This is a genomic window from Cyanobium sp. Candia 9D4, assembly GCF_024346155.1.
GTDB lineage: Bacteria > Cyanobacteriota > Cyanobacteriia > PCC-6307 > Cyanobiaceae > Cyanobium > Cyanobium minutissimum.
Genome location: NZ_JAGQCK010000003.1, coordinates 22,209 through 45,296, shown reverse-complemented (window position 1 = coordinate 45,296; position 23,088 = coordinate 22,209). Strand labels below are relative to the sequence as shown.

Below are 23,088 nucleotides of genomic sequence, written 5' to 3'. Positions count from 1 at the left end.
ACGTTCCAGAGCCACGCCATCCCGTTCCCCTTTCGATGACACGGCGGAGGCCGGGACCGGCCACCCTCTGGCCGCTGGCCCTGGCGCTGCTTGTGCCCTCGGCGGCCCGGGCCGACAGCTGGCCCTACCAGCGGCTGGTCGAGGCCTTCGAGCAGCGCGGCTTCCGTGTGCTCGGCAGCCATCCCCGCTGCGCCGAGCGGGGCCTGTACGGGCTCTACCTGCGCGAGAGCCGCCGCATCGTGGTCTGCCCCCGCGGCAACCTCGCCGACACCCTGCTGCATGAGGGGTGGCACGGGGTCCAGTCCCGCTGTCTGCGGGGCGCCCCGTTCCTGGGCGAGGACGACCTGCGCCGGGGCCTGAGTCGGCGCGACCAGCGCGATCTGGCCAGGCTCTACGCAGGGGAGCGCTGGCAGCGGGAGGCCGAGGCCCGGGTGATGGCCCGCCGGGACCCGTCCGATTACTTTCGCCTCGTGTACGAGCTCTGCGGTTCAGCCGCTCCCCCACCGGCCGTCCCGCCGGCCCCGGCGTCTCCGGCCGGCGCGCCTCAGGCCCAGGCGGTGAAGCGCACCGGCTCATAGCGGGCGATCGACACCCCCCAGCCCCGGATCGCCAGGGCTCCCAGCTCGGTGTGGAACGCGGCGGTGCTGCCGCCGCCGACCCAGCGGGCCTTGAGCCGGGGCAGCTGCTCCTGCAGGGCCTCCAGCGGCAGCTCCACCAGCAGCAGGCTGCTGTCTCCGGCGGCGCGCCGCAGGGGTCCCTCCTCGCTGCGCTGCCAGAGGCGCAGCAGCAGTTCGAGCACCAGGGTGCGGCCGTCGTCGCCGGGATCCGGGGCCTCTGCCGCCGCCACGGCCAGCGACTTGCCGTTCAGGGGCAGGGCCCGGATCCCCTCCTGCTCCAGCAGGGCCAGCGCCACCAGGTAGGGAGCCTCCGCCATGACCATCGCTCGTACAGAACCCCCAGCCTGCTGGATCTCCTGTAGGAATGGATTCAGATGGTGATCGGGCCTTGGGCCATGCCGACGTCACGGTGGTGGTCGTTCCGCGTGAACGGTTCAGCTATGCGCTGCGATCGCTGGATTCCATCGAACGGAACACCGACCCTCCGTATGAGCTGATCGTCATCGACGGGAACTCCCCCCCCGACCTGGCCGCGGCGTTGCAGCGGCGGGCGGCGGAGGGGAACGTCCGCCTGATCCGCAGCGAGCAGCACCTCTCCCCCAATGCCGCCCGCAACCTGGCCCTGCCCCACGTCACGACGCCCTATCTGGTCTTCATCGACAACGACGTGATCGTCAGGCCCGGCTGGCTGCAGGCTCTGGTGGCCTGCGCCGAGCGCCACGGCTGCACGGCCGTCTGCCCCCTGACGTTCGAAGATGAGGCCTTCAGCGTCGTCCACCACGCCGGCGGGCAGCTGGTCTGGAAGTCCATGCCCAACGGGCGCCGCTGGCTGACCGAACGGCGTCCCTGGAACCATCTGCCGCTGGCCAAGGTGAACCAGCCCCTGGTGGCCGGTCCGACCGGACTCAACGAATTCCACTGTGTCCTGGTGCGTACCGAATTCTTCACCCGGCACGGACCCCTGGACGAAGCCCTGCTGAGCATGGCCGAGGAGACGGATTTCTCGATTGCCGTTGCCAGCAGTGGAGGGTCGATGTTCTTCGAGCCCGCCAGCCAGGTCAGCTACATCCCGCCATCGCCCGACCAGCTGCTCCCCTCCGATCTGCCGTACTTCCAGCGGCGCTGGTCCAGCGACTGGGCCCGCAGGAGCGTGGCCCACATGGCGGAGAAGCACCAGCTGGATGCCACGGCCCCGGTGTGCCGGCACTGGCTGCGCTTCGTGTTCCAGCACCGCCATGTCTGCGCCACCGGATCCCGCACGATGCCGGCGCTGTCGATCCTCTTCGGCGACTACGGCACCACCCTCAACAGGCGGGAGAAGCTGGATCAGGTGCTCCGCCAGCTGTCCCCCGCTCCCGTCCGCGAACGCTGAGCGATCCGGCCAGCCCCCGGTGACCGTCGACAACCCCGGGACGGCCGGCGAGCATGGGTCTTCGTGGGCCCGTCCCACGCCCCCCGCCCCGGAGCCATGGACAGCGTCGACGGCAAGATCATCGTGGGCAGCGAGGAGTGGTGCAGCTTCCCGGACGCCGGGCTGCCGGCGATCAAGGCCCGGGTCGATTCCGGTGCGGCCACCTCCGCCCTCCACGCCATCAACATCGTTCCCTTCGAGCGGGACGGCCAGCCCTGGGTGAGCTTCGAGGTGCACCCCCTGCAGGGCGATCGGGTCGTGGTGGTGCGCCATGAGGCCCCCGTGGTGGCCCGGCGTGAGGTGCGCAACACCAGCGGCGTTCCGGAGAGCCGCTACGTGATCCGGGAGCGGCTGGTGCTCGGCGAGCAGAGCTGGGAAGTGGAGCTGACGCTCGCCAACCGGGATGCCATGGGCTACCGGATGCTGCTCGGCCGGCAGGCGATGGTGGGCCGGATCCTGGTGGATCCGGAGGGCAGCCAGCACCTGCGCAGCCTCAGCGCCGAGGAGAGCCGGGCCCTCTATGCCCACGTCCGCCCGCGCGATGCCGGCCTGCGGATCGTGCTGCTGGCCAGCAACCCCGATCTCTACAGCAACCGCCGCTTGATCGAGGCCGGCGAGGAACGGGGGCACCACATGCAGTTCCTCAACATTCGCCAGTGCTACATCCGCCTGGATCCCCGCAACCCGGAGGTCCACTACCGCGGCGGCGACGTGCTCGGCACGGTGGATGCGGTCATCCCCCGCATCCGCCCCAGCGTCACCTTCTACGGCTGCGCCGTGACGCGGCAGTTCGAGTCGATGGGGGTGCCGTCCCTCAACAGTGCCCAGGCGATCACGGCCTCCCGCGACAAGCTGTTCGCCTCCCAGGAATTCGTGCGCGCCGGACTCAACACCCCCGTGACGGGGTTCGCCGATTCCCCCCTCGACACCGTCGACCTGATCCGCATGGTGGGCGGCGCCCCCCTGATCGTGAAGCTGCTGGAGGGGGCCCAGGGCAAGGGCGTGGTGCTCGCCGAAACCCAGAAGGCGGCCGAGAGCGTCATCAATGCCCTCCAGAGCCTTGACGCCAACCTGCTGGTCCAGGAGTTCATCAAGGAGGCCGGCGGCACGGACCTGCGCTGCTTCGTGGTCGGCGGCAAGGTGGTGGCCGCCATCGAGCGCACGGCCGCCGAGGGGGAGTTCCGGGCCAACCTGCACCAGGGGGGAACGGCCCGGACCGTGCAGCTCGATGCCCCCGAGAAACAGATGGCCGTCAAGGCCTGCAAGGCCCTGGGGCTGGATGTGGCCGGTGTCGACATCCTGCGCTCCCACCGCGGTCCCCTGCTGCTGGAGGTGAACTCCAGCCCGGGGCTCGAGGGGATCGAGACCGCCACCGGCCTGGATCTGGCCGGCAAGATGATCCGCCAGCTGGAACGCAAGCTCGGCTGGGGCCGCTCCACGGGGCCGGAGGGCGTCAAAGAGGCCCAGCCCCTGGCCCCCGCATGAGCACCGTCCCATGAGCACCCCCCCATCGGCCTACCTGGAGCTGGAGGCCGTCGAGGCCTGGCTGGGGCCCCGCCGCGTCTTCGCGGATCTCTCCCTGCGCCTCTTCCGCGGCGAGTCCACGGCGGTGCTGGGCCCCAACGGCTCCGGCAAGAGCTCGCTGGTGAAGCTGCTCAGCCGCGAGCTCTATCCCGTGGTGAAGCCCGGCTCCTGCCTGCGGATCTTCGGCAGCGAAACGGTGAACCTCTGGCAGCTGCGCAGCCGCATCGGCCTGGTGTCCCAGGACCTCCACGCCGCCTACGTCGGCCGGGTTCCCGCCGACGATGTGGTGCTCTCCGGTTTCTTCGGCTCCGTGGGCATCGGTCGCAGCCAGGTGGCCACCGGTGCCCAGCGCCGGCGCGTGGCCGAGCTGATGGAGCAGCTGGGGCTGGCCGATCTGGCCGGGCGCCCCTACGGCCAGCTCTCCGAGGGCCAGCGGCGCCGCCTGCTGCTGGCCCGGGCCCTGGTGCACGGCCCCGAGGTGCTGGTGCTGGATGAACCCACCAATGGTCTGGATCTGAAGGCGAAACACCAGTTGCTGGCGATCCTGCGCGGCCTGGCCCGCGCCGGCACCACCCTGCTGCTGGTGACCCACCAGATCGAGGCGGTGCTTCCCGAGATCCGCCGCTGCGTGCTGCTGCGGGAGGGCCGGGTGGTGGGCGACGGCCCCAGCGACGCTCTCCTGCAGGACGCCCCCCTCAGCGCCCTGTTCGCCACCCCCCTGCGGGTGTGCGAGGCGAACGGTTACCGCCAGGTGCTGCCGGCGGACTGAGCCGCCATCATGCGGGACATGTGCCGCGGCTTCCGGGTGCCCCGTCTGCTCCGACCGCTGCTGGCGTTCCTGATCGCCTGCCTGCTGCCGCTGCTGGGCCTGTCCCCGGCGGCGCTCTCCGCCGGCCAGGGGGCCCCCGCCGCCGGCGCGGGCCGGAACACCTATGTGCCCCTGGCCAGCCAGCCGTTCCACGGCCAGCTGCTGGAGCTGAAGCAGCAATGGACCGATGCCCCCCTCAACCAGGTGGTGGGGGACAGCCCCAGGGCCACCCTGCTCAACTTCTACGTGGTGATGGCCCAGGTGAGCCGCGACATCGCCCGGATCGAGGCCAGGGCGGCGGCCACACCCGGGCTGTTCTGGTCGAGCGCCGTGCGCCGGGAACTGGCGCTGATCAACAGCTACTTCGAGGAGGCGGTGAAGGCCCTGGATGTGTCGGAGATTCCCCAGAGCATCCGGGCGGATTTCGCCGATGAATATGCCCTCAAGCTCAAGGTGATCCTCGATTACGTCTTCACCCACAGCCGCAAGCCTTTCGAGATCCCTGATGCGGCCGGGATGAAGGCCCTGAACGGGGAACGGGTGAATCCCGGCGCCAGCTGGACCATCCCGGGCACCTCCATCACCCTCTCGGACGAGGGGACGGAAGAGGGCCGTGATCGCGGCTACCGGTTTTCGGCGTCCACGGTGGCCCAGATCCCCGGTCTCTACGAGGAGATCAGGACGCAGCGAGCCCCCTCCGACGGCCCTGCCAGCCTGCTGACGCCGGCCATCTACGACGCCTTCAGCCTCAGACCCGGCCATATCCTGCCGCCCAAGTGGTATCTGAGCCTCCCCGAGGGCCTGCGCCGCAACGTGCTGGAGACCCATCTCTGGGACCAGACCGTGTTCCAGATCGGGCTGGGGCTGGCGGTGATGGCGGCTTTCGCCCTGGTGCAGTTCCGGCTGGTGCTGGCCCTGCTGGGCACCTATCGGATGACCGAACGGTCCGCCCGGAGGAGCCTCACCCCCATGGAGATCTGGCGACTGGACAACATCGCCTGGCACCGGGTGCTGCTGGCGGGGGTGGCCCTGCCCATCACCCGTCTGGTGGAACTGGTGCTCGATCAGGACGTCAACGTCACCGGCCTGCCGCTGCAGGTGCTGATGTATCTGCTCTACACGCTGTACTTCACCTGGGCCGGGTTGTTCAGCTTCTTCCTGATGGAGGCCCTGGGCCGCAGCCTGGCAGAGTGGATCACGATCCTGCGAGGACGGCGCAACGCCCTGCAGCTGAGCCGGGTCAGCAACCTGGTGATGCCCGTCTGCCGGGTGCTGGGCGCCGTCATCGGCATCTCCCTGATGTACCGGCTGCTGATCCTGCTGGGCCTGCCGGCCTCCACCGTGCTGGCCTTCTCCGCCGTGCCCGGCCTGGCCATCGGACTCGGCGCCTCGAAGCTGCTGGGCAACCTGTTCGCCGGGCTGTCGATCCAGACCGACCGTCCCCTGCGGGTGGGGGAGTTCTGCCGCATCGGCAGCAACCTCGGCTATGTCACCAAGATCGGGCTGCGGTCCCTGGAACTGCAGACCCACGAGAGCCGCATCACCATCCCCAACTCGGTCGTCGATGAGGAGACGATCGTCAACTACTCCCTGCGCTCGGGTCAGGCGCAGGATGCGGTGCTGCACGTCTTCGAGCTGCACCTGCCCCTGCCGGCGCAGCTCACGCCCGATCAGCTGGACGACCTGGTGCATTTCGGCCGTCTCTATCTCACCGATCTGCCGGGACTGTCCGCCGCCCAGGTGTTCCTCGACCAGGCGACGGACGACGGGGACCTGCTGCTGCGCTGCTGCGGACAGATCCACGCCCCCAGCTGGACCGACTACCTCACCCTGCGGGAGGCGGTGCTGCTGCGACTGCGCCAGATCCTCGATCAGGTGATCCGCTCCCGCATGGTGATCGGCGTGGCCTACACCACCAGCCCCGAACAGCTCCAGCGCATCCCGGAGCTGATCGCCTCCCTGTTCGCGCGCGAGCCCCTGGCGGCCTTCCGGGCCTGTCGCCTGATGGCCATCAGCGACTTCAGCTACGACTTCACCTACGACTACCGCTCTGCCCAGCCGACCTACGCGGCGTTCAAGGACGAGGTGGCCCGCCTCAACCGGGCCCTGCTGGCCCTGTTCGCCGCCGAGGGGATCGAAATCCCCTACCCCACCCAGGCGGAGGTCCAGATCGATGCCTGAGCTGACGCTCCAGACCCAGGCGGGCTGCGGCCTGGCGATCGGCGCCTATCCCCGCTTCCGCTACGACGCCCGCGGCGGCGGCGGGCTGGGGGTGCTCGCCGCGCCGGATCCCGCCGGCACCGGCACCCTCCGCTTTGCTCCCACCGGCCTGAGCATCCCGCCGCTCGACGGGCGCTCCACCCGCTTCCTGGGTCTGCCGTTGCCCCCCGGACTGGCGATCACGATCCACCCCGAGCGACTCGAGGGCCGCCTCGACGGCGCCACCGGGGCGATGGCGCTGGAGTTCGCCGCCCGCTTCCGCTTCGCCATCGGCAGCCTTTACCGCGCCCCCGACCTGATCGTCGCCACCACGCTCGTCACCGGCCCGGTGCAGGGCCGCCGCCACCGGGCCAGCGGCCAGCCCCTCGACGGCGACGGTCGGGCGGTGCTGGTGGGCGTGGCCACCATCGCCCCCAGCGGCGATCGCTGGCTGGACCGCTTTCTGGGGTTGCCGGATGAGGCCCTGGCCCTGCTGCGCTGCCGCCTGGTGCCGCTGGCGTCGGACGTCCAGGACTTACCTTGACCCCCTCTCCCGTCCCGGTCCGCCATGCACCCCCTGCCGTTGCATCTCGGCCCGGGCAGTGACCTGCGCGCCAGCCTTGAGCAGCTGGCGATCAACGCCGACGCCTCCGGGTTCGTGCTCGGCGTGGTGGGTGACCTCTCCCAGGCGGCCTTCCAGTGTCCGGGCCTGGAGGAACCCACCGTGCTTCAGGGACACCTGGAGATCATCACCCTGCAGGGCACCGTGGCGCCCCAGGGGGTGCATCTGCACCTGAGTCTCTCCGACGGCGACTGCCAGGTGTGGGGCGGCCACCTCGAGCACGGCAGCCTGGTGCTCAGGGGTGCCGACCTGCTGGTGGGGTTCCTGCCGGAGGCCGGAGCCCCCCGGGATCCCTCGGTGGCCGTGGCGGCCGCGGCGGCCCGCCCCAGCGCTCCCGCCGCCCCGTCCCATCCCCGGGTGGAGATCGCCGTCCGCAGCGGCTGCCCCTACTCGGCACGGGCCCTGCGCATGCTGCGCACCCTCGGCATCCCCCATGAGGTCCAGCTCGCCGATGATGCGGCGGCGCGGGCGGCGGTGGCCAAGCGCAGCGGCCTGGCCTCCTTGCCCCAGGTGTTCATCGATGGCGAGCCCATCGGCGGCTACGACGCCCTGGCCGATCGTCACGGCCGCGGCGAGCTCGACCACCTGCGCTGAGGGGCTGACCCCCCGCCCCGGCCCGGCCTAGGTTCAACACCAGAGACGCGACTGTCATGGCTGCCCGCCTCGCCATCGGCCCGGTGGACGTGAGTCCGGAGGTGCGCGAGTGGGTGGATGCTGAAACCCTGCAGCGCCTGGTGTCCCGGCACCGCCGGGGCGACTGGGGCGTGGTGGATGCCCGCGACGCCCGTGACAACACCATCGCCGCCTACCGGCAGCAGGGATCCCTGCGCAGCGTCTTTGATCTCGGTCAGGGACTGCAGGTGTGGATCCTCACCCATGGTCTCGGCACCGACCAGCTCCATACCCTGGTGCTGCTGCCCAGCGACGAGTAGCCCCGGGGGGTTGGGGCGGTTCCAGGCGGATTTCAGCGTTTTCCCCGTGGTCGTGTCTTCAGAATTTCTTTCGTCAGCTTGTGTTGCCTCCCCTCTGGACGCTGCCACCGGATGTTGTACAAGGGTCAGAAAGGTGGTGGGAAGACAAGTGACCATCGAGCTCCCGCAGCCCAGGCGCCAGAATCGCCCATTGGGGGAAGCACGCCCGTCCGCCACGGGCTGGTCTCCGGCCGACGAGCTGGCCGCCCTTGAAACCGTCTGGGCCAGCCTCTGCCAGGACGCGGCGAGCCCCGCCCCGTCCCTGCAACTGCCGGTCCTTTCCCGCTCCAGCCTCAGCCGTGACGCGGATCGGCGGCCCCTGCGCCAGGTCCAGCGCCGCGGCAACGATGCCGACCGCAACGATGCCGACCGGATCGCTTCCTGAGGAGGGGCATGCGCTGCCGCCTGCGTTTTCTTTCGCAATCTTTCGTGGTGCAGGCGTCATCCTTCGTGGTGAAGGAATGTATGGATCCTTTTCCTGGCACTGAGCGCTGTAACGATTCTGGCTGAATTCAGGGGAATCCGCTGAGAATCGCAGCTTGACATCGTCGGCGGGCACGGCCTTCCGGGGAACCACGTCCCGCTGTTCCCCCGCACCGGTTCCTGTCTGAATCCGCCAGGTGGGCCGCCCCCGGCGATGCTCCTCCCTCTGCCCTTTGCCCTGTTTCCCCCATGGCCCTGGTCCAAGCCCCGTCCCTTGGCATCGAGCGTTTCGCCGATGACCGCAACAAGGAGAACTGGTCAAAAGCCTCCCAGCAGGATCGTGACGCCATCATCCGCCTGGTGTATCAGCAGGTGCTGGGCCAGCAGTATGTGATGCAGAGCGAGCGCCTCACCGGTGCCGAATCCCTGTTCCGCAACGGTTATCTCACCGTGCAGGAATTCGTGCGCACCCTCGCCAGGAGCGGTCTGTATCGCTCCCGCTTCTTCGAGAACTGCAATCCCTACCGCTTCATCGAACTCAACCACAAGCATCTCCTCGGCCGGGCTCCCCACAACAAGGCGGAGATGCTGCACCACTTCACGATCCTGCAGGAGCAGGGATACGACGCCGAGATCGATTCCTATATCGACAGCCCCGAGTACCAGGAGCGCTTCGGCTCCGACGTGGTGCCCTATCTGCACGGCTGGGACTACTCCGCCGGCCACCAGGGGCAGCAGTTCTCCTGGCTGATGCAGCTGGCCGGCGGGGCGGCGGCGTCGGTGAAGGGAGACAGCGCCGGCACCCGCTTCAAGCTGGGCCGGGCCCTGCACCAGGACCGGGCCGTGACGGTGACGGTCCTGCGTCCCCGCTTCAGCGGTGAATCCTTCTTCCAGGCCAACCTGGCCCAGGGCGGAGCCAGCGTCGATGGTCCGATCTCCCGCAGCGGCCAGAGCACCGATCCCGCCCGCGGCCACCGCGAGGAGGCCCTGGTGGTGTCGGCCGGGGTGCGTGGCACCAGCTCCCCCAGCGGCCGGGTGGCCACCATCACCGCCACCGGGCTGGTGAACAACGCCGTGGTGCGCAGCGGTGCCTATGTGATGCGGGTGCCCTACAGCCGCATGAACGAGGCCCTGCAGCGGGTGCAGCGTCTCGGCGGCCGGGTGGTGCGCGTCAGCGTCAACTGAGGTCCTGTGGCGGGGGGTCAGGGCCGCAGGTCCACCCCCCGCCCGGCCAGCAGCTGGCGGCAGGCCATCAGGGCCGAGAGGCTCACCCCGGCCGTGCCCTCGCCCGGGTGGATGGCATCGCCGCACAGCCACAGCCCCGTCAGGGGGGTGCGGCTGGCCAGGCCGAAGGGCCCGAAGCGGCTGGGGTGCTGGCCCAGGCCGCCCACATAGCCCCAGGGCCTGCCGGTCCAGCCGGCAAAGCCCCGGGGGGTGGCCAGCTCCCCGTGCAGCCAGTCGGCGGGCCCCACCCCCAGCAGCCGCTCCAGGCCCCGCTGGATGGCGGCCATCGCCTGCTGCTTCTGCGCCTGATAGGCGGCCTCGTCCCCGCCGAACCAGGGGCGGGCCGGGGTGAACACGCTGGCGATCACCGTGGCGCGTCCGGCGGGCGCCCGGCCGTCCCCCTCCTGGCTGACCGACACGAACAGGGAGCCGGGGTCAGGGGCCTCCAGCTGCAGGTGGCTGGGGCACCCCGGCGGCAGCCGGTCCCGCTCGACGGCTCCGTAGAACACCAGGGCACCGCTGGGTTCGCTCAGGGCCTCGAGCCGCCGCCGGTAGCCGGCGGGGAGCGCATCCCCGAGCAGGGCCGGCAGGGTCTGGGGAGGCAGGCTGACGACCACCTCGGGGGCGCTGAGGTGGAACGCCTCCCCCGCTGGGTTCCTGGCGCCGGGTGGGCCACCGCCACGCTGGCCCGCGATCCGCCACTCGCCCCCGGGCCGCTCCGGCGGCTGCAGCCGCTCCACCCGGTGCCGCCGTCGCAGCCGCCCGCCGTGCTGGGCGAGGGCGCCCTCCAGGGCTTCGCTGAGCGCCTGCATCGACCCCTCCAGGTGCCAGAGCCCGAGCGGTTCCTGCACCATCGCCAGCACCGTGGCCCCGTAAAGGGCGGCGGTGCGATCCGCCGGTTCCTGGGAATAGAGCCGCAGCTGCAGATCCAGGAAGCGCCGCAGCCGCCGGTCGGCGCCGCAGCCGGTCAGCCGCAGCAGGTCGGCGATGGTGGCGGTGGTGAGCAGGCCGCTGGCCAGAGTTCCCGCCCCCAGGGCGCCCAGCAGCTGGCCCAGATCCCACCAGGAGCGCGGCGGCAGCACCGGATCCCGCGAGGCGAAGGCCCAGTTGGCCCGGTGCAGGACGTCGCAGAGGTCCCAGAACCGTTCGCTGCCCGGGAACTGTCGCAACCGCTCCTGCCGCCAGCGCTGCGGGTCGCGCCAGATCGACACCGGCTCGCGGCCGTCGGCCAGATCCACCACGCAGCCGGGGTCCAGGGGCACCGCCGCCGGTGGTGCCACCCCCAGATGGCGGAACAGGCGGGCATGGATGCCGGCGGGGGTGCCATCCCCCTGCTCCAGCCCCGCCACCTGGGTGGCCCCCACGTCGAACACGTAGGGACCACGCCGGAAGGTGCCGGCGCAGCCACCGCTCTGGTGATGGGCCTCGAGCAACTCCACCTGCAGGCCCTGCTTCGCCAGCAGGGCCGCCGCCGTCAGGCCGGCGATGCCGGCGCCCACCACCACCGCGTCCGTCTGGCCACTTCCGCTGGGGTTCAACGCTGCATCTGTGCCTCAGGCTGATGTTGGCAGGAGGGGGCTCAGGGGCGTGGGTCCCTTCTCCGGCGGGGCCGCAGTGGGGCCGGTGCCCTTGGTGGGTACCGCCGGACTCCGTCCCTGGACCTCTCCCCGTGGTGGGCGCTGCAGCCGCCTTCGGCTTCAGCCGCAAGCTCAGGGCACGGATCACGAAGCCAGCCGCGGTGGCCTGAGCTCGTTCCCACCCTTCGCCGATCCGTCCTTGCCGTCAGGCAGGGGCTTTCTTTGGCACGTCCTGTCGGTCGCGATGGGGCCGCTGGGACAGGCTGGAGTAAACCACCGCATTGGCCCATGCCTCTGCCTGATTCCTTCGCCGCCTGGCTGGCCGAGCAGCTCGGTGTCGAGCCTGTCGGCTGGACACCGGTGGGTGGTGGCTGCATCCACAACGCCTGGCGACTGGATCTGGCTGATGGCCGCCGGCTGTTTGCCAAAACAAATGGCGCCTCCTCCTTGCCCCTTCTGGAGGCGGAAGCCGATGGCCTGCGGGCCCTCGCGGCGGCGGCGGGTGACGAGGGCCCACGGGTGCCCGTCCCCCTGGCCTGCGGGGTGTCGGGACCTTCGACTGTCCTGGTGCTCCCCTGGCTCGACCTGGCGCGCGGCCGTTCTGCGGCTCATGAGCCGCAGTGGCGCCGCCTGGGGGCAGCGCTGGCTGCGCTGCACCGCCGCAGCCTGACCCGCCGCTGCGTGGCGGAGGATCGGGTCGGGGCCGCCTTCGGCTGGCCCCGGGACAACGTGATCGGCTCCTTCCCGCAGCGCAACGGCTGGGAGGCGGACTGGGGCCGTTTCTTCGTGCAACGACGGCTGGCTCCCCAGCTGGAGCACCTGGCCCGCAGCGGCCAGCCGCTGCGGCAGGCCTCCGTGCTGCTGGAGCGCGCCGGACAGTGGCTGGCGGACCACCACCCCGATCCCTGCCTGGTGCACGGGGATCTCTGGAGCGGCAATGCGGCCATCAGCGGCGATGGCCAGGGCGTGATCTTCGATCCGGCGGTGCACCGGGCCGACCGGGAAGTGGACCTGGCCATGGCGCGCCTGTTCGGAGGCTTTCCCGAGGCCTTCTTCGAGGGGTACCAGCACACCTGGCCCCTGCCTTCAGGGCACCGTGCGCGGCGCGACCTCTACAACCTCTATCACCTGCTCAACCATGCCAACCTGTTCGGTGGCAGCTATGTGGGCCAGAGCGCGGCCTGCCTCGATGCCCTGGTGGAGCGCGGCGAGAGGGCGGACGGGGCGTGAGACGGGTTCACGCCCCCCCTGATGCGGACGGAGCGGCGCTCAGCTCAGATATTCCTTGCGCAGGGTCTGGATCTTCGCCATCACCGCCGAGCGCTTTTCGCCGGTGGTGAGGTTGTTCCAGCTCCAGTTGCCGACCACCACCAGGCCGAGCAGCTCCAGCAGCCCGGGGACGATGGGCAGCAGGTTGATGGTGTCGAGCACGCCCTTGATCAGGATCTGGGCCACGATCACGGCCAGCAGTACGCCGGAGGCCTTGCCGATCCGACCGACCTGGCTCCAGTCGACCTTGTCGAGGGTTTCGTTGATCTTGCCGATCACGTCGCTGTAGCGCTCGCTGAAATCAGCCTCTGCGGCGGAGCTGCTGGTGGTGTCGTCCTGCATGGTCTCCTTCACCTCGGTCGTGCTGTCGATCATGGAAGGAGCGGTCTCCTGACGGAATGACGCATAACGTACCGGTGTGGACCCACCGACGCCAGAGGAGCTGTGCCTCGGTCGGCAGGCGCTGACGGTGCTGGAGGCCGTCCTGCTGGCCGCCGCACCCGAAGAGGGCTGTGCCCTGCTGCTGGGTCGCCGCGACCCCTGGCGGATCGACCACGTCTGGCCCTGTCTCAATGCCTGGGAGCCGCCGCCGGAGCGTCGTCGCCGTTTCGCCCTTGACCCCCGCGAGCAGCTGCAGGCGCAGAAGTGGGCCCGGGCCCGGGGCCTAACGGTCCTGGGCTCGGCCCACAGCCACCCGCGCTCGGCGCCGCTGCCCTCGGCCCTGGACCGCTCGCTCGCCTTTGCCCCCACGCTGATGCTGATCCTGGGGCAGGCCGATGGCCCTGCCGCGGCGCCGGCCGACGGGGGCACCCAGTGGTCCCTGGCCTGCTGGTGGCTGCCGGAGCACGGCCCTCCCCGGCCGCTGGCGTGGAGAATGGACGATTCGAGCGACGTGGGCCTTCGCTGCCATGCTTCCTCCTGACACCAGCGCCGTCCAGCTGAGCCCCGATGAGGTGGTGCGCTTCTCGCGCCACCTGATCCTGCCGGAGATCGGCATGGAGGGGCAGAAGCGGCTCAAGGCGGCCTCGGTGCTGTGCGTCGGCACCGGCGGCCTCGGCTCCCCTCTGCTCCTTTACCTGGCCGCCGCCGGCGTCGGCCGCCTGGGCATCGTCGATTTTGACGTGGTGGACCACAGCAACCTGCAGCGCCAGGTGATCCACGGCACCAGCTGGGTGGGCAAGCCCAAGATCGAATCCGCCAAGGCCCGGATCCACGAGATCAATCCCCACTGCCAGGTGGATCTCTACGAAACGGCCCTCAGCAGTGAGAACGCCCTGGAGATCATCGCCGGCTACGACATCGTCTGCGACGGCACCGACAACTTCCCCACCCGCTACCTGGTCAACGACGCCTGCGTGCTGCTGGGCAAGCCCAACGTCTACGGCTCGATCTTCCGCTTCGAGGGCCAGGCCACGGTGTTCAACTTCGAGGGTGGGCCCAACTACCGCGACCTCTTCCCCGAGCCGCCGCCGCCGGGCATGGTGCCCTCCTGCGCCGAAGGCGGTGTGGTGGGGGTGCTTCCCGGGATCATCGGCGTGATCCAGGCCACCGAGGCGGTGAAGCTCATCACCGGCATCGGCACCAGCCTCAGTGGCCGCCTGCTGCTCTTCGATGCCCTCAAGATGAGCTTCCGGGAGCTGAAGCTGCGCCCCAACCCGGAGCGTCCCGTGATCGACAGGCTGATCGATTACCAGGAGTTCTGCGGCGTCGGTGGCTCGGCCCCCGGCCAGGAGGAGGCGGGCAGCGTGGCCACGATCACCGTCACCGAACTCAAGGCCCTGCTCGACGGTCCCCGGGACGAGCTGCTCCTGCTGGATGTGCGCAATCCGCCGGAGGCCGAGATCGCCGTGATCCCCGGCGCCGTGCTGGTGCCCCTCGATCGCATCGAGAGCGGCGAGGCGATCGAGGAGGTGCGGCGCCTCGCCAGCGGCAAGCGGCTGTACGTCCACTGCAAGCTGGGGGGACGGTCCGCCAAGGCCCTGATCGCCCTGGCCCGCCACGGCATCGAGGGGGTCAACGTGCAGGGCGGCATCGACGCCTGGAGCCAGGAGGTGGATCCTGACGTTCCGCGCTACTGACCCCTCCTCCCCCGCCAGGCAGCGGTGGCTGGAGCGCCGCCGCCAGGAAGCCCGCCGCCTGATCGCCCTTGAGAAGCGCTTCCTGCCGCTTCTGCTGACGGCCCTGCTGCCCATCCTGGTGATGCCGCTGACGGCCACGCGGGGCTGGCCGGCCAATGTGCTCCTGGCCCTGGTCTTCAACCTGCTGATCCTGCAGTCAATCCAGACCCTGCCGGTGATCGCCGGGGTGACCTACGCCCGCCTGCGCCAGGAGATCTTCCGGGGGATCGGGCTGGTGGGGGGCCTGGGGCTCTGGGTGCCGGTGGCCATGGGGACCTGGCCCGGCGGCCTGTTCCGCGCCGTGGAGATGGTGCTGCTGAGCCTCTTCTTCCTGGCCACCTCCCTGCGGCTGGTGCGCCTGTTGGCCCGGGTGCCGCGGGTCAATGGCCTGGTGATGGCCGGGGCCGCGGCGGGCTATCTGCACCTGGGGCTCACCGGCGGCGTGCTGGCCACGGCCACCCAGGTGCTCGTCCCCGGCAGCTTCAGCCTCGGGGCGGCCGCCAGCCACCAGCTGCTGCTCGACCGGCTCACCTACTTCAGCTTCGTCACCATCGCCGGCGTCGGCTACGGCGATGTGCTGCCGTCCAATGCGGTGGGGGAGCGCTTCGTGATCCTCCTCAGCGTCGCCAGCACCCTCTACGTGGCCCTGCTGGTGGGCCTGCTGCTGGGGCGGTTCATCGCCTCGGAGGAAGTGGTGATGCTCGAGGAGGATCAACTGGAGCTCGAGCGGGCCGATGGACCCGGGAACCCCTGAACGGCAGTCCCCTGACCGCCAGGATCAGTAATCGACGCCGCGTTTGAGGTCGACACCCCGCTCGGCGTAGTGCTTGTGGCACACCATCTCCGAGTGGACGCTGGCCAGGTCGAAGTAGGCCGGCCGGCTCTTGCAGCGGCCCGTGATGATCACCTCCGTTTCGGTGGGCTTGCGCAGCAGGGTCTGGACGATCGGCTCCACCGGCAGCAGCTCCAGGTCCACGGTGGGATTGAGCTCGTCGAGGATCACGGTCTTGTAGAGGCCGCTGGCGATGGCGGCTCGGGCGATCTCCCAGGCCCGTTCCGCTTCCACGTAGTCGATCGGCTGCTGCTGGCCCCGCCAGACGATGGCGTCGCGCCCGGAGCGCAGGTGGTCCACCAGGTGGGGGTAGCTCTCGCGCAGGGCGGCGATGGCCGCGTCCTCGGTGTAGCCCGCCCCGCCCTTGAGCCACTGCAGAATCAGCACCCGGTGGCTCTTGTCCTGGCTGATGCCCCGCCCGATGGCCTGCAGCCCCTTGCCCAGGGCGCTGGTGGATTTCCCCTTGCCTTCCCCGGTGTAGATCTCCAGGCCCTCGAGACCCTGCTGGGGGCCGCTGTGGGCCCGCATCTCCGAGTGCAGATCGGCCAGCTGCACCAGCTGACGCGGCGCCCCCCGACCGGTACAGATGATTTCCATCCCCGCCGGCTTGGTGGCCAGGGTGCGCACCACCTCCTCGGTGTCGAGCAGGCCCAGATCGAGCACGGGGTTGAGTTCGTCGAGCACCACCACCGAATAGAGGTTGCTGGCGATGGCCCCCTTGGCGATGTCCCAGCCCCGCTGGGCCTCCTGATGGTCGAAGCGGGTGGCCTCCTCGGCGCTGAAGTGGTCGCCGCGGCCGGTGCGCACCTGATCGATCAGGTGGGGGAAGCCCTGCTGCAGGGCCTCGATGGCACTGTCCTCGTCGTAGGCGCGACCGGGGCCCTTGAGGAACCGCAGCAGCAGCACCCGGGTGCGCTTCTGCTCGCAGATGCCCAGCCCGATGGTGCGCAGCACCACCCCCAGGGCCGCCTGGCTCTTGCCCTTGCCCTCCCCGTCGTAGACGTGCAGCTGGCCGTGGGCCCGCTCGTCGCTGCCGGCGGCGGTGCGGATGCCGATGCCTCGCCCAGTGCCGCGCTGCGGGGTCTGGGTGCTGCGGGCGGCGGGGGTCATCGGCGGGTGGCGGGGAGCAGCGGCGGGCAGAACTGACCCGGATGCTACCCAGCCTTGCCAGGATCGAGGCCATGCCAGCCACCCGCCGCCTCAGCCTGCTCGAAGCCCTGCCGGCTCCGCTGGAGAGGGGTCTGGAGTCGCTCTGCCGCCAGCTCGACGCCTTTCCCCAGGTGGTGGTGGCCTACTCCGGCGGTGTCGACAGCGCCCTGGTGGCCGCCCTGGCCGGCGACCGGCTGGGGGAGCGGGCCCTGGCGGTCACAGGCGTCTCGCCGGCCCTGGCCCCCCACCTGCGCCGCGAGGCCAGCGACCAGGCCCGCTGGCTGGGGCTGCGCCACCGGGAACTGACCACCGCGGAGCTGGCCGACCCCGCTTACACCAGCAACCCCCAGGATCGCTGCTACGCCTGCAAACGGGAGCTGCACCGCCTGCTGGCCCCCATCGCCGCCGCCGCCGAAGGGGCCCAGGTGCTCGATGGCGTCAACCTCGACGACCTGGGCGACCACCGGCCCGGGATCCGTGCCGCCCGGGAGTTCGGGGTGCGCTCCCCCCTGGCGGAGGCCGGCATCGACAAGGCGGGGGTGCGCCAGCTCTCCCGGGCCCTTGGTCTGCCCTGGTGGGACAAGCCGGCCCAGCCCTGCCTCGCCTCCCGCTTCCCCTACGGCGAACCGATCAGCGCGACGCGGCTGACCCGGGTGGCCGCCGCCGAGGAGTGGCTGCGCCAGCGCGGCTTTCGCGAACTGCGGGTGCGCAGCCAGGGGGAGACGGCCCGCATCGAGATCCCCGCAGCCGCATTACCGGCGGCACTGGAGCGCCTGGCCGAAGGCGAACTGCGCCCCGAGCTGGTGGCGGCGTTCCGGGGGATGGGATTCAGCGCCGTGGCCCTCGACCTCGAGGGGCTGGTCAGCGGCAAGCTGAACCGCGCCCTGACACCGGAGCGGGACTGAGGAGCGACCTGGCCAGTGATGGACGCAGAAAATCTGCCGGGGAGGGTGTCCCCGGCAGTCGGTGGTGGATGCACCGGCGCTCAGGCGCTGGCGAGGTGGGGCTCCCTCTGGCTGTCGGCCAGGGCTTCGGGCGTCTCGCGCCGGAAGCTGGTGAGCTTGTGGCGGCCGGCCCCCAGCTCCTCCCACAGCACCTGGCAGGCCCGTTCCGGCATCGTGTGGTCACCGCAGGTGAACACGTCCACGGCCGCATAGCCCGATTCGGGCCAGGTGTGGATGGAGATGTGGGATTCCGCCAGCAGGGCGAGCCCCGTGACGCCCTGGGGTTCGAAGCGGTGGGTGATCAGGTTGAGCAGGGTCGCACCGGCACGTCTGGCTGCTGTCGTGATGGTGTCCCTGAGGAAAGCTTCGTCATCGAGCCGTGCGCAGTCGCAGTCGTAGAGCTCGAGGATGCAGTGTTTCCCTACCGCGTCGGTGGTGTCGCCTGGGGCGGAGACGGGGTGTGCAATCGGGTGGGTGGGGGAGGCGGCGGGCTTCCATCCCGGGTTGGGATGCAGGCTGGAAAGGGTCTGGTTCATCGAATCCGGTCAAACAGGCCTCACCATACGTGCCGGAGCGCGGAACCGAGGTTCGCCAGGCTGCCTGCGGCAGCAGGGAGTTCGGCCCTCAGGCCACCAGCGCTCCGCTGCGCAGTTCCACCACCTGGCTGCGGGCCCGCCAGCCCGTGCTGAAGGCCTCCAGGTGGGTGGCGCTCACCAGGCACTGGTGGCCGTCCCCCACCGCCTCCAGCAGCAGTTGCTGGCGCCCCGGGTCGAGTTCGGCCAGCACGTCGTCGAGCAGCAGCAGCGGCGGCTGGCCCACCACCTGGCCCACCAGCTCCAGTTCCCCCAGCTTCAGGGCCAGCACCAGGGTGCGCTGCTGGCCGGCGGAGCCGTAGCGCCGCGCGGCCTGGCCGCCGATCAGCAGGGCCACCTCGTCGCGGTGCGGACCCACCTGGCACTGGCCGAGGCGCTCCTCCTGGGGCCGTTGCCGGCGCAGCTGCTCCTCCAGGGCCTGGCGCCAGGGGCCCTCCTCGTCGCTCGCCTCCGCCAGCTCGGTGCCGCTGACGTAGTCGAGCTGGAGCGGTTCGCCGGCCCCGCCGATGCGTTGCTGCCAGGCCACCGCCAGTGGCTCCAGGCGTCGCAGGGCCCGCTGGCGGCGGCGGTGCAGGCGGGCGCCGACCAGGGCCATCTGCTGATCGAAGGCCTCCAGCAGCTCCTGGCGCGTTTCGGCACCGAGGCCCCGGCGCAGCAGCTGGCTGCGCTGGCGCAGCAGGCGCCCGTAGCGGCTCAGCAGGGCGCCGTAGACCGGCTCCAGCTGCAGCACCACCCGGTCCAGCCACTGGCGCCGCAGGGCGGGCTCCCCGCGCACCAGGTCCAGGTCGAGGGCGCTGAAGCCGACGCAGCGCAGGGGACCGATCAGGTCGAGCTGACGCTCCAGCCGCTTGCCGTTGCGGAACGCCTGGCGTCCGCCACTGCGCCGTAGCTCCAGCTGCAGGCTGTCGGCCTCATCGGTGAGGGCGCCCAGCCGGCTGCAGGGGTGCCCGTGGCCGATCAGATCCCGGTCGACGCTGCAGCGGTGGGAGCGCAGGCTGGTGAGCAGCTCCACCCCCTCCAGCAGGTTCGACTTGCCCTGGCCGTTGCTGCCGATGACGAGCAGCCGGGGTGCCTCCAGCGTCAGCTGCAGGCCGTCGATGTTGCGGAAATGCCGGAAGTCCAGGCGGTGCAGCCGGATGGTTCTGGGGCGGTCAGCCGCTAAGGTACCCCCATCGGCGGCCAAGGTCCCCCAGGGGGCCGGAACCACCGTGGCAGGGCATGTAGCTCAGTTGGATAGAGCGTCAGATTCCGGTTCTGAATGTCGGGGGTTCGAGTCCCTCCATGCTCGTCAGCCCAGTCACCCTCACCCCTCTTCACTGCTCCTCAGGTTGAGGCCCATCGCCCGGATTCCGCCGGGGTCGACCACGAACCCGGCCCGGGTGAGGGCGGTCACGGCTTCGGGCGGGGCGGACAGGGAGATGCTGCAGCCGCTCAGCTCCCGCCGCAGACGGGCCAGGGCGGCCTGCACCAGGGCGCCGATGACCTCGTCCCGGCAGGGGTCGGCCGGATCGGCCATCAGGTCCCAGAGGTTGGCATTGAGGGCCTGGTCACTGGTGGCGCGCACGAAACCCACCAGCCGGCCGGCGGGGTTGAGCACCACCAGATGCCAGGTGCTGCGCTCCAGCACCCGCTGCCAGCGCTCCGGGCTGCGGGGGCCATCCCCGCAGGCCACCAGCAGGTGGTTGAGGCCGGCCGGATCGGGGTCGTGCTGCAGCAGCAGGGCGTAACCCTCCCGCAGGCGTGGAGTCGGGGGCTGGCTGCGGAAGGGGATCAACAGAGAGTCCAGGGAATCAGCCCGTGTTGCGCATGCCGGCGGCGATGCCGTTGATGGTGAGCAGGGCGCCGCGCAGCAGCTCGCTGCGGCTGTAGGTGCGGCCGTCGCCGCCGCCTCCCGGCCCGTCGCCCGGCCCTTCGCTCATGGGCGGCTGCCGTTTCTGCTCCCGCAGCCGGCGCAGCAGCGCCACCTGCAGGTAGCCCAGGGGGATGATCGTGCGGTTGCGCAGGTCGACCGACAGCTGCAGAGCCGGGTCGCCGTCAAGGAGCCGGCTGTGGTTGCTGATGCGCAGCACCAGGGAGTGGGTGAGGGCGAACTCGCGGGCGATCGCCTCGAAGATCTGGGCGAACACCTCCCGGTTCTGGGGGCGTCCCAGGGAGGTGACGTAATGGCCCGCCAGCTCCAGGTCGACCTTGGAGAGGGTCATCTCCACCTTGGAGATCAGCATGCGGAAGAAGGGCCAGCGCTGGTAGAGCAGCTGCAGCAGCTCCATCTGCTCGCCGTCGGCATCGAGCTCGGCCTGCAGGGCCGTGCCCACCCCATACCAGCTGGGCAGCAGGAAGCGGCTCTGGGTCCAGCCGAACACCCAGGGGATGGCCCGCAGGCTGGAGAGGTCCTTGGCGCCGCTCTTGCGCCGGGCCGGTCGGCTGGAGATCTGCAGCTTGCTGATCTCCTCGATCGGGGTCACCTGCTGGAAGAAGGCCACCAGGTCGGGGTTGTCGTGGACCAGCGCCCGGTAGTGGTCGCGGGAGTGGGCCGCGAGCCGTTCCATCAGCACGTTCCAGGTGGGGGTGTCGTCCACCGGGGTGCTGACCATGCTGTTCTGGAGCACGGCGGTGGTGACCGTTTCCAGGTTGTAGAGGGCCAGCTCCGGCAGGGAGTACTTGGAGGCCAGCACCTCCCCCTGCTCGGTGATCTTGATGCGTCCTTTCAGGGTGCCGCTGGGCTGGGCCAGGATCGCCTGGTAGGCGGGGCCACCGCCCCGGCCCACCGAGCCGCCGCGGCCGTGGAAGATGCGCAGGGCCACGTCGTGGGCATCGGCCAGCGACTGCAGGGCGATCTGGGCCCGGTGGATCTCCCAGTTGCTGGAGAGGAAGCCGGAATCCTTGTTGCTGTCGGAGTAGCCCAGCATCACCTCCTGCAGGGGCTGCTCGCCGTCGCTGTTGCTGATCAGCAGCTGGCGGTAGAAGGGGTCGGCGAACAGCCGCCCCATCACGGCCGGGGCCCCCTGCAGGTCCTCGACCGTTTCGAACAGGGGGATCACCAGCAGGGCCGATTTCTGGGCCATCGGATCCACCAGCCCGGCCTCCTTGGCCAGCAGCACCACCTCCAGCAGGTCCGACACCGTGTGACTCATGGAGATCACATAGGTGCGGCAGATGCGCCGGCCGAACTCCTGCTGCAGCCGCTGCAGCATCCGGAACACGGCGAAGGTCTCGGCGGTGGGGGCGCTCCAGCGGGCCGCCGGCGGCAGCAGGGGCCGGCGGGTTTTGAGTTCGCTCAGCAGCCACTCCACCCGCTGCTCCTCGTCCATCTCGCCATAGGGCACCGGCAGCAGCAGGTAGCGGCTGAGCTCGTCGATGGCGTCGCTGTGGCGGGTGCTCTCCTGGCGGATGTCGAGGCTGGCCAGGGAGAAGGCGAAGATGTGCACCTGGCTGAGCAGGTCCTGGAGGGCTTCGCAGCTCAGGCCGGTGGCATCGAGGCTCTCCTTGATCAGCTCCAGGTCGGTGCGGAATTCCTCCACCGAGGCGTAGTGCAGTTCCTGGGGTGGGGCCGGCTCCATCAGGCTGCTGAGTCCGGCCTCGTAGCCGGAGGACCCGTCGCAGGGGGATTCCCAGCCCGCCTCGGCCAGCTGCTGGTTGCGCTGCTGGGTGAGGCGCAGCCGCTCCAGGGTGTAGCTCAGCTTCAGCCGATAGGGCTCGAGCCGGTAGCGGGCGGCGCGCTCCTCGTAGATCTCCGGGAAGCGCAGCCGGTCCATCTCCAGGGATTCCAGCAGGGCCGCGCTCACCTGGCTCCACTGCATCGAGATGCTGAGCTGGTCGCGCAGGACCGACACCGACTGGATGTAGCGGGCCAGCATCAGCTGGCGTTGGAAGCAGGCCGTGCGCCAGGTCACGTCCGGGGTCACCGAGGGGTTGCCGTCCCGGTCGGAGCCCACCCAGGAGCCGAAGGTGCAGAAGGCGTCCCGGGGGGGCTGCACGTCGGGATAGCTGGCGGCCAGGGCGGCGCGGATGCGCTGGCGCAGCTGGGGCAGGGCGTCAAAGAGCACCTGCTGGAAGTAGTGGAGGGCGTAATCGACCTCATCGATCACCGACGGCTTGAACTGGTGCAGCTCGTCGGTGCGCCACCACAGCCGGATCTCCTCCTCGAGCTGCTGGCGCAGCCGGTCGTTGTCGTCCGGGTTGCCCTGGCCGTTCACCTGCAGCTTCTGGATCAGGGCCGCCACGCGCCGCTGCTTGTGGCGCACGGTGTGGCGGACGATCTCGGTGGGGTGGGCCGTGAACACCAGCCGGATGTCGAGCTCCCGCAGCAGCCCCTCCAGCTGGCCCGGCGGCACGTTCAGGGCCCGCAGGCGCTCGAACAGCTGGCGGAAGGTGGCCGGATCGCTCTGGCTGGCCAGGGGCGGCAGGAAGGGGTCGTTGCTGGCGGGGGCGGGGGCCCGCTTGATGCTCTCGAGGTAGCTGTCCTCCTCGATGTGCTGCTCAAGGATGTTGACCAGCTGGAAGTAGAGGGAGAAGGCCCGGGCCGCGGCGATGCCCTCGGCCAGGTCCATGGCCTTGATCAGGGCCACGATGCCGTCGGTGTCGACGGATGAGGGGGCCTCCGGATCCAGGCCCGGCGCCACCGGACCGCTCAGTTCCTTGAGCCGCAGCAGGCGCTCCACCTGCTCGGGCGGGCATTCACTGCGCAGCACCGTTTGCCAGAGGTCCTCCACCAGCTCCAGCCGCTCGGTGAGCAGTCGGATCACCCCGGGTGAGGCCTCGGCGGGAACGACCGAAGGCTCGGTCAGGTGGAGCCGCATGGGGGCGGTGGG

Annotated in this window: 23 protein-coding genes, 1 tRNA gene and 1 pseudogene; 17 read left to right on the top strand and 8 right to left on the bottom strand. The window is 70.5% G+C overall.

The features are described from left to right. The first annotated feature begins 35 nt into the window (after positions 1-35). The gene (locus KBZ08_RS08390; protein ID WP_254972393.1) at positions 36-578 is read left to right on the top strand and encodes a hypothetical protein; all 543 of its coding nucleotides are present in this window, start codon (positions 36-38) and stop codon (positions 576-578) included. On the opposite strand, the gene KBZ08_RS08385 is transcribed toward KBZ08_RS08390, so the two are convergent. Next, positions 545-934, bottom strand: coding sequence for a hypothetical protein (locus tag KBZ08_RS08385; protein ID WP_254972392.1), 390 nt, complete (start codon positions 932-934; stop codon positions 545-547). The genes KBZ08_RS08390 and KBZ08_RS08385 overlap by 34 nt on opposite strands. 71 nt (positions 935-1,005) lie before the next feature. On the opposite strand from KBZ08_RS08385, the gene KBZ08_RS08380 reads away from it, so the two are divergent. From KBZ08_RS08380 to KBZ08_RS08340, 10 genes and pseudogenes are all read left to right on the top strand, one after another. After that, entirely contained in the window at positions 1,006-1,989 is a 984-nt protein-coding gene (locus KBZ08_RS08380; RefSeq protein WP_254972391.1) for a glycosyltransferase family 2 protein, read from the top strand. A gap of 96 nt (positions 1,990-2,085) precedes the next feature. Continuing rightward, positions 2,086-2,487, top strand: a pseudogene (locus KBZ08_RS16615) (ATP-dependent zinc protease); the annotation flags it as partial. A gap of 90 nt (positions 2,488-2,577) precedes the next feature. Further along, positions 2,578-3,513 carry a 30S ribosomal protein S6--L-glutamate ligase gene (rimK, locus tag KBZ08_RS08375; protein ID WP_396103655.1) on the top strand — a complete coding sequence of 312 codons (936 nt, stop codon included), beginning with the start codon at positions 2,578-2,580 and terminating at the stop codon, positions 3,511-3,513. Positions 3,514-3,523: 10 nt separating this feature from the next. After that, on the top strand, positions 3,524-4,321 hold the full coding sequence (locus KBZ08_RS08370; protein ID WP_254972389.1) for an ABC transporter ATP-binding protein: 798 nt from the start codon (positions 3,524-3,526) through the stop codon (positions 4,319-4,321). 9 nt (positions 4,322-4,330) lie between these two features. After that, positions 4,331-6,541, top strand: coding sequence for a mechanosensitive ion channel family protein (locus KBZ08_RS08365; protein ID WP_254972388.1), 2,211 nt, complete (start codon positions 4,331-4,333; stop codon positions 6,539-6,541). Then, complete coding sequence (locus tag KBZ08_RS08360; protein ID WP_254972387.1) at positions 6,534-7,103, top strand: hypothetical protein; 570 nt, start codon at positions 6,534-6,536, stop codon at positions 7,101-7,103. The genes KBZ08_RS08365 and KBZ08_RS08360 overlap by 8 nt, the downstream gene beginning before the upstream one ends. 24 nt (positions 7,104-7,127) lie before the next feature. Next, positions 7,128-7,775 (top strand): PCC domain-containing protein, encoded by a 648-nt coding sequence (locus KBZ08_RS08355; protein ID WP_254972386.1) that lies wholly within the window; start codon positions 7,128-7,130, stop codon positions 7,773-7,775. A 56-nt stretch (positions 7,776-7,831) separates the two neighbouring features. Further along, positions 7,832-8,113, top strand: coding sequence for a hypothetical protein (locus tag KBZ08_RS08350; protein WP_106221854.1), 282 nt, complete (start codon positions 7,832-7,834; stop codon positions 8,111-8,113). 190 nt (positions 8,114-8,303) lie between these two features. Continuing rightward, complete coding sequence (locus tag KBZ08_RS08345) at positions 8,304-8,537, top strand: hypothetical protein (protein WP_106221856.1); 234 nt, start codon at positions 8,304-8,306, stop codon at positions 8,535-8,537. A 287-nt stretch (positions 8,538-8,824) separates the two neighbouring features. Then, positions 8,825-9,760: a phycobilisome rod-core linker polypeptide gene (locus KBZ08_RS08340; RefSeq protein ID WP_106221858.1), complete on the top strand. Its 936-nt coding sequence runs from the start codon at positions 8,825-8,827 to the stop codon at positions 9,758-9,760. A gap of 17 nt (positions 9,761-9,777) precedes the next feature. Here the strand turns inward: KBZ08_RS08340 and crtD are convergent, their stop codons facing one another. Beyond that, a complete protein-coding gene (crtD, locus tag KBZ08_RS08335) occupies positions 9,778-11,337 on the bottom strand; it encodes a C-3',4' desaturase CrtD (RefSeq protein ID WP_254972385.1) in 1,560 nt (519 codons plus the stop codon). A gap of 327 nt (positions 11,338-11,664) precedes the next feature. Between crtD and KBZ08_RS08330 the strand changes: the two genes are divergently transcribed. After that, the gene (locus KBZ08_RS08330) at positions 11,665-12,606 is read left to right on the top strand and encodes a fructosamine kinase family protein (RefSeq protein WP_254972384.1); all 942 of its coding nucleotides are present in this window, start codon (positions 11,665-11,667) and stop codon (positions 12,604-12,606) included. A gap of 39 nt (positions 12,607-12,645) precedes the next feature. On the opposite strand, the gene KBZ08_RS08325 is transcribed toward KBZ08_RS08330, so the two are convergent. Continuing rightward, positions 12,646-13,020, bottom strand: a complete 375-nt coding sequence (locus KBZ08_RS08325) for a CAAD domain-containing protein (protein WP_106221863.1) — start codon at positions 13,018-13,020, stop codon at positions 12,646-12,648. Positions 13,021-13,063: 43 nt separating this feature from the next. On the opposite strand from KBZ08_RS08325, the gene KBZ08_RS08320 reads away from it, so the two are divergent. The 3 genes from KBZ08_RS08320 to KBZ08_RS08310 all read left to right on the top strand — a co-directional run bounded on the left by KBZ08_RS08320 (position 13,064) and on the right by KBZ08_RS08310 (position 15,516). Beyond that, complete coding sequence (locus KBZ08_RS08320) at positions 13,064-13,567, top strand: M67 family metallopeptidase (RefSeq protein ID WP_254972383.1); 504 nt, start codon at positions 13,064-13,066, stop codon at positions 13,565-13,567. After that, entirely contained in the window at positions 13,554-14,723 is a 1,170-nt protein-coding gene (moeB, locus tag KBZ08_RS08315; RefSeq protein ID WP_106221865.1) for a molybdopterin-synthase adenylyltransferase MoeB, read from the top strand. Before KBZ08_RS08320 ends, moeB begins: the two co-directional genes overlap by 14 nt. 121 nt (positions 14,724-14,844) lie before the next feature. Further along, positions 14,845-15,516 carry an ion channel gene (locus KBZ08_RS08310; RefSeq protein WP_106221867.1) on the top strand — a complete coding sequence of 224 codons (672 nt, stop codon included), beginning with the start codon at positions 14,845-14,847 and terminating at the stop codon, positions 15,514-15,516. A 24-nt stretch (positions 15,517-15,540) separates the two neighbouring features. On the opposite strand, the gene KBZ08_RS08305 is transcribed toward KBZ08_RS08310, so the two are convergent. Then, positions 15,541-16,704 carry a cob(I)yrinic acid a,c-diamide adenosyltransferase gene (locus KBZ08_RS08305; protein WP_106221869.1) on the bottom strand — a complete coding sequence of 388 codons (1,164 nt, stop codon included), beginning with the start codon at positions 16,702-16,704 and terminating at the stop codon, positions 15,541-15,543. A 71-nt stretch (positions 16,705-16,775) separates the two neighbouring features. On the opposite strand from KBZ08_RS08305, the gene larE reads away from it, so the two are divergent. Further along, the gene (gene larE, locus KBZ08_RS08300) at positions 16,776-17,648 is read left to right on the top strand and encodes an ATP-dependent sacrificial sulfur transferase LarE (protein WP_106221871.1); all 873 of its coding nucleotides are present in this window, start codon (positions 16,776-16,778) and stop codon (positions 17,646-17,648) included. An 80-nt stretch (positions 17,649-17,728) separates the two neighbouring features. Here the strand turns inward: larE and speD are convergent, their stop codons facing one another. Together speD and recF are read right to left on the bottom strand one after the other, a co-directional pair. Next, complete coding sequence (gene speD, locus KBZ08_RS08295) at positions 17,729-18,223, bottom strand: adenosylmethionine decarboxylase (protein WP_106221873.1); 495 nt, start codon at positions 18,221-18,223, stop codon at positions 17,729-17,731. A gap of 88 nt (positions 18,224-18,311) precedes the next feature. Beyond that, complete coding sequence (gene recF, locus KBZ08_RS08290; protein WP_181280163.1) at positions 18,312-19,403, bottom strand: DNA replication/repair protein RecF; 1,092 nt, start codon at positions 19,401-19,403, stop codon at positions 18,312-18,314. Positions 19,404-19,494: 91 nt separating this feature from the next. Here recF and KBZ08_RS08285 point away from each other — a divergent pair. Then, positions 19,495-19,568: transfer RNA gene (locus tag KBZ08_RS08285), tRNA-Arg, on the top strand. Between the two features lie 15 nt (positions 19,569-19,583). On the opposite strand, the gene KBZ08_RS08280 is transcribed toward KBZ08_RS08285, so the two are convergent. Beyond that, complete coding sequence (locus KBZ08_RS08280) at positions 19,584-20,054, bottom strand: N-acetyltransferase (protein WP_254972382.1); 471 nt, start codon at positions 20,052-20,054, stop codon at positions 19,584-19,586. Between the two features lie 16 nt (positions 20,055-20,070). Further along, a complete protein-coding gene (gene ppc / locus KBZ08_RS08275) occupies positions 20,071-23,076 on the bottom strand; it encodes a phosphoenolpyruvate carboxylase (protein ID WP_254972735.1) in 3,006 nt (1,001 codons plus the stop codon). Positions 23,077-23,088: the final 12 nt, after the last annotated feature.

Excerpts from the sequence above, each read along its gene's own strand:
- KBZ08_RS08310 (WP_106221867.1), top strand. The coding sequence starts at position 14,845 with ATGCCGCTGACGGCCACGCGGGGCTGGCCGGCCAATGTGCTCCTGGCC.
- moeB (WP_106221865.1), top strand. The coding sequence starts at position 13,554 with ATGCTTCCTCCTGACACCAGCGCCGTCCAGCTGAGCCCCGATGAGGTG.
- KBZ08_RS08390 (WP_254972393.1), top strand. The coding sequence starts at position 36 with ATGACACGGCGGAGGCCGGGACCGGCCACCCTCTGGCCGCTGGCCCTG.
- speD (WP_106221873.1), bottom strand. The coding sequence starts at position 18,223 with ATGAACCAGACCCTTTCCAGCCTGCATCCCAACCCGGGATGGAAGCCC.
- KBZ08_RS08365 (WP_254972388.1), top strand. The coding sequence starts at position 4,331 with ATGCGGGACATGTGCCGCGGCTTCCGGGTGCCCCGTCTGCTCCGACCG.
- larE (WP_106221871.1), top strand. The coding sequence starts at position 16,776 with ATGCCAGCCACCCGCCGCCTCAGCCTGCTCGAAGCCCTGCCGGCTCCG.
- KBZ08_RS08385 (WP_254972392.1), bottom strand. The coding sequence starts at position 934 with ATGGCGGAGGCTCCCTACCTGGTGGCGCTGGCCCTGCTGGAGCAGGAG.
- KBZ08_RS08325 (WP_106221863.1), bottom strand. The coding sequence starts at position 13,020 with ATGATCGACAGCACGACCGAGGTGAAGGAGACCATGCAGGACGACACC.
- KBZ08_RS08305 (WP_106221869.1), bottom strand. The coding sequence starts at position 16,704 with ATGACCCCCGCCGCCCGCAGCACCCAGACCCCGCAGCGCGGCACTGGG.
- KBZ08_RS08330 (WP_254972384.1), top strand. The coding sequence starts at position 11,665 with ATGCCTCTGCCTGATTCCTTCGCCGCCTGGCTGGCCGAGCAGCTCGGT.
- ppc (WP_254972735.1), bottom strand. The coding sequence starts at position 23,076 with ATGCGGCTCCACCTGACCGAGCCTTCGGTCGTTCCCGCCGAGGCCTCA.
- KBZ08_RS08360 (WP_254972387.1), top strand. The coding sequence starts at position 6,534 with ATGCCTGAGCTGACGCTCCAGACCCAGGCGGGCTGCGGCCTGGCGATC.
- KBZ08_RS08370 (WP_254972389.1), top strand. The coding sequence starts at position 3,524 with ATGAGCACCCCCCCATCGGCCTACCTGGAGCTGGAGGCCGTCGAGGCC.
- KBZ08_RS08350 (WP_106221854.1), top strand. The coding sequence starts at position 7,832 with ATGGCTGCCCGCCTCGCCATCGGCCCGGTGGACGTGAGTCCGGAGGTG.
- KBZ08_RS08340 (WP_106221858.1), top strand. The coding sequence starts at position 8,825 with ATGGCCCTGGTCCAAGCCCCGTCCCTTGGCATCGAGCGTTTCGCCGAT.
- KBZ08_RS08355 (WP_254972386.1), top strand. The coding sequence starts at position 7,128 with ATGCACCCCCTGCCGTTGCATCTCGGCCCGGGCAGTGACCTGCGCGCC.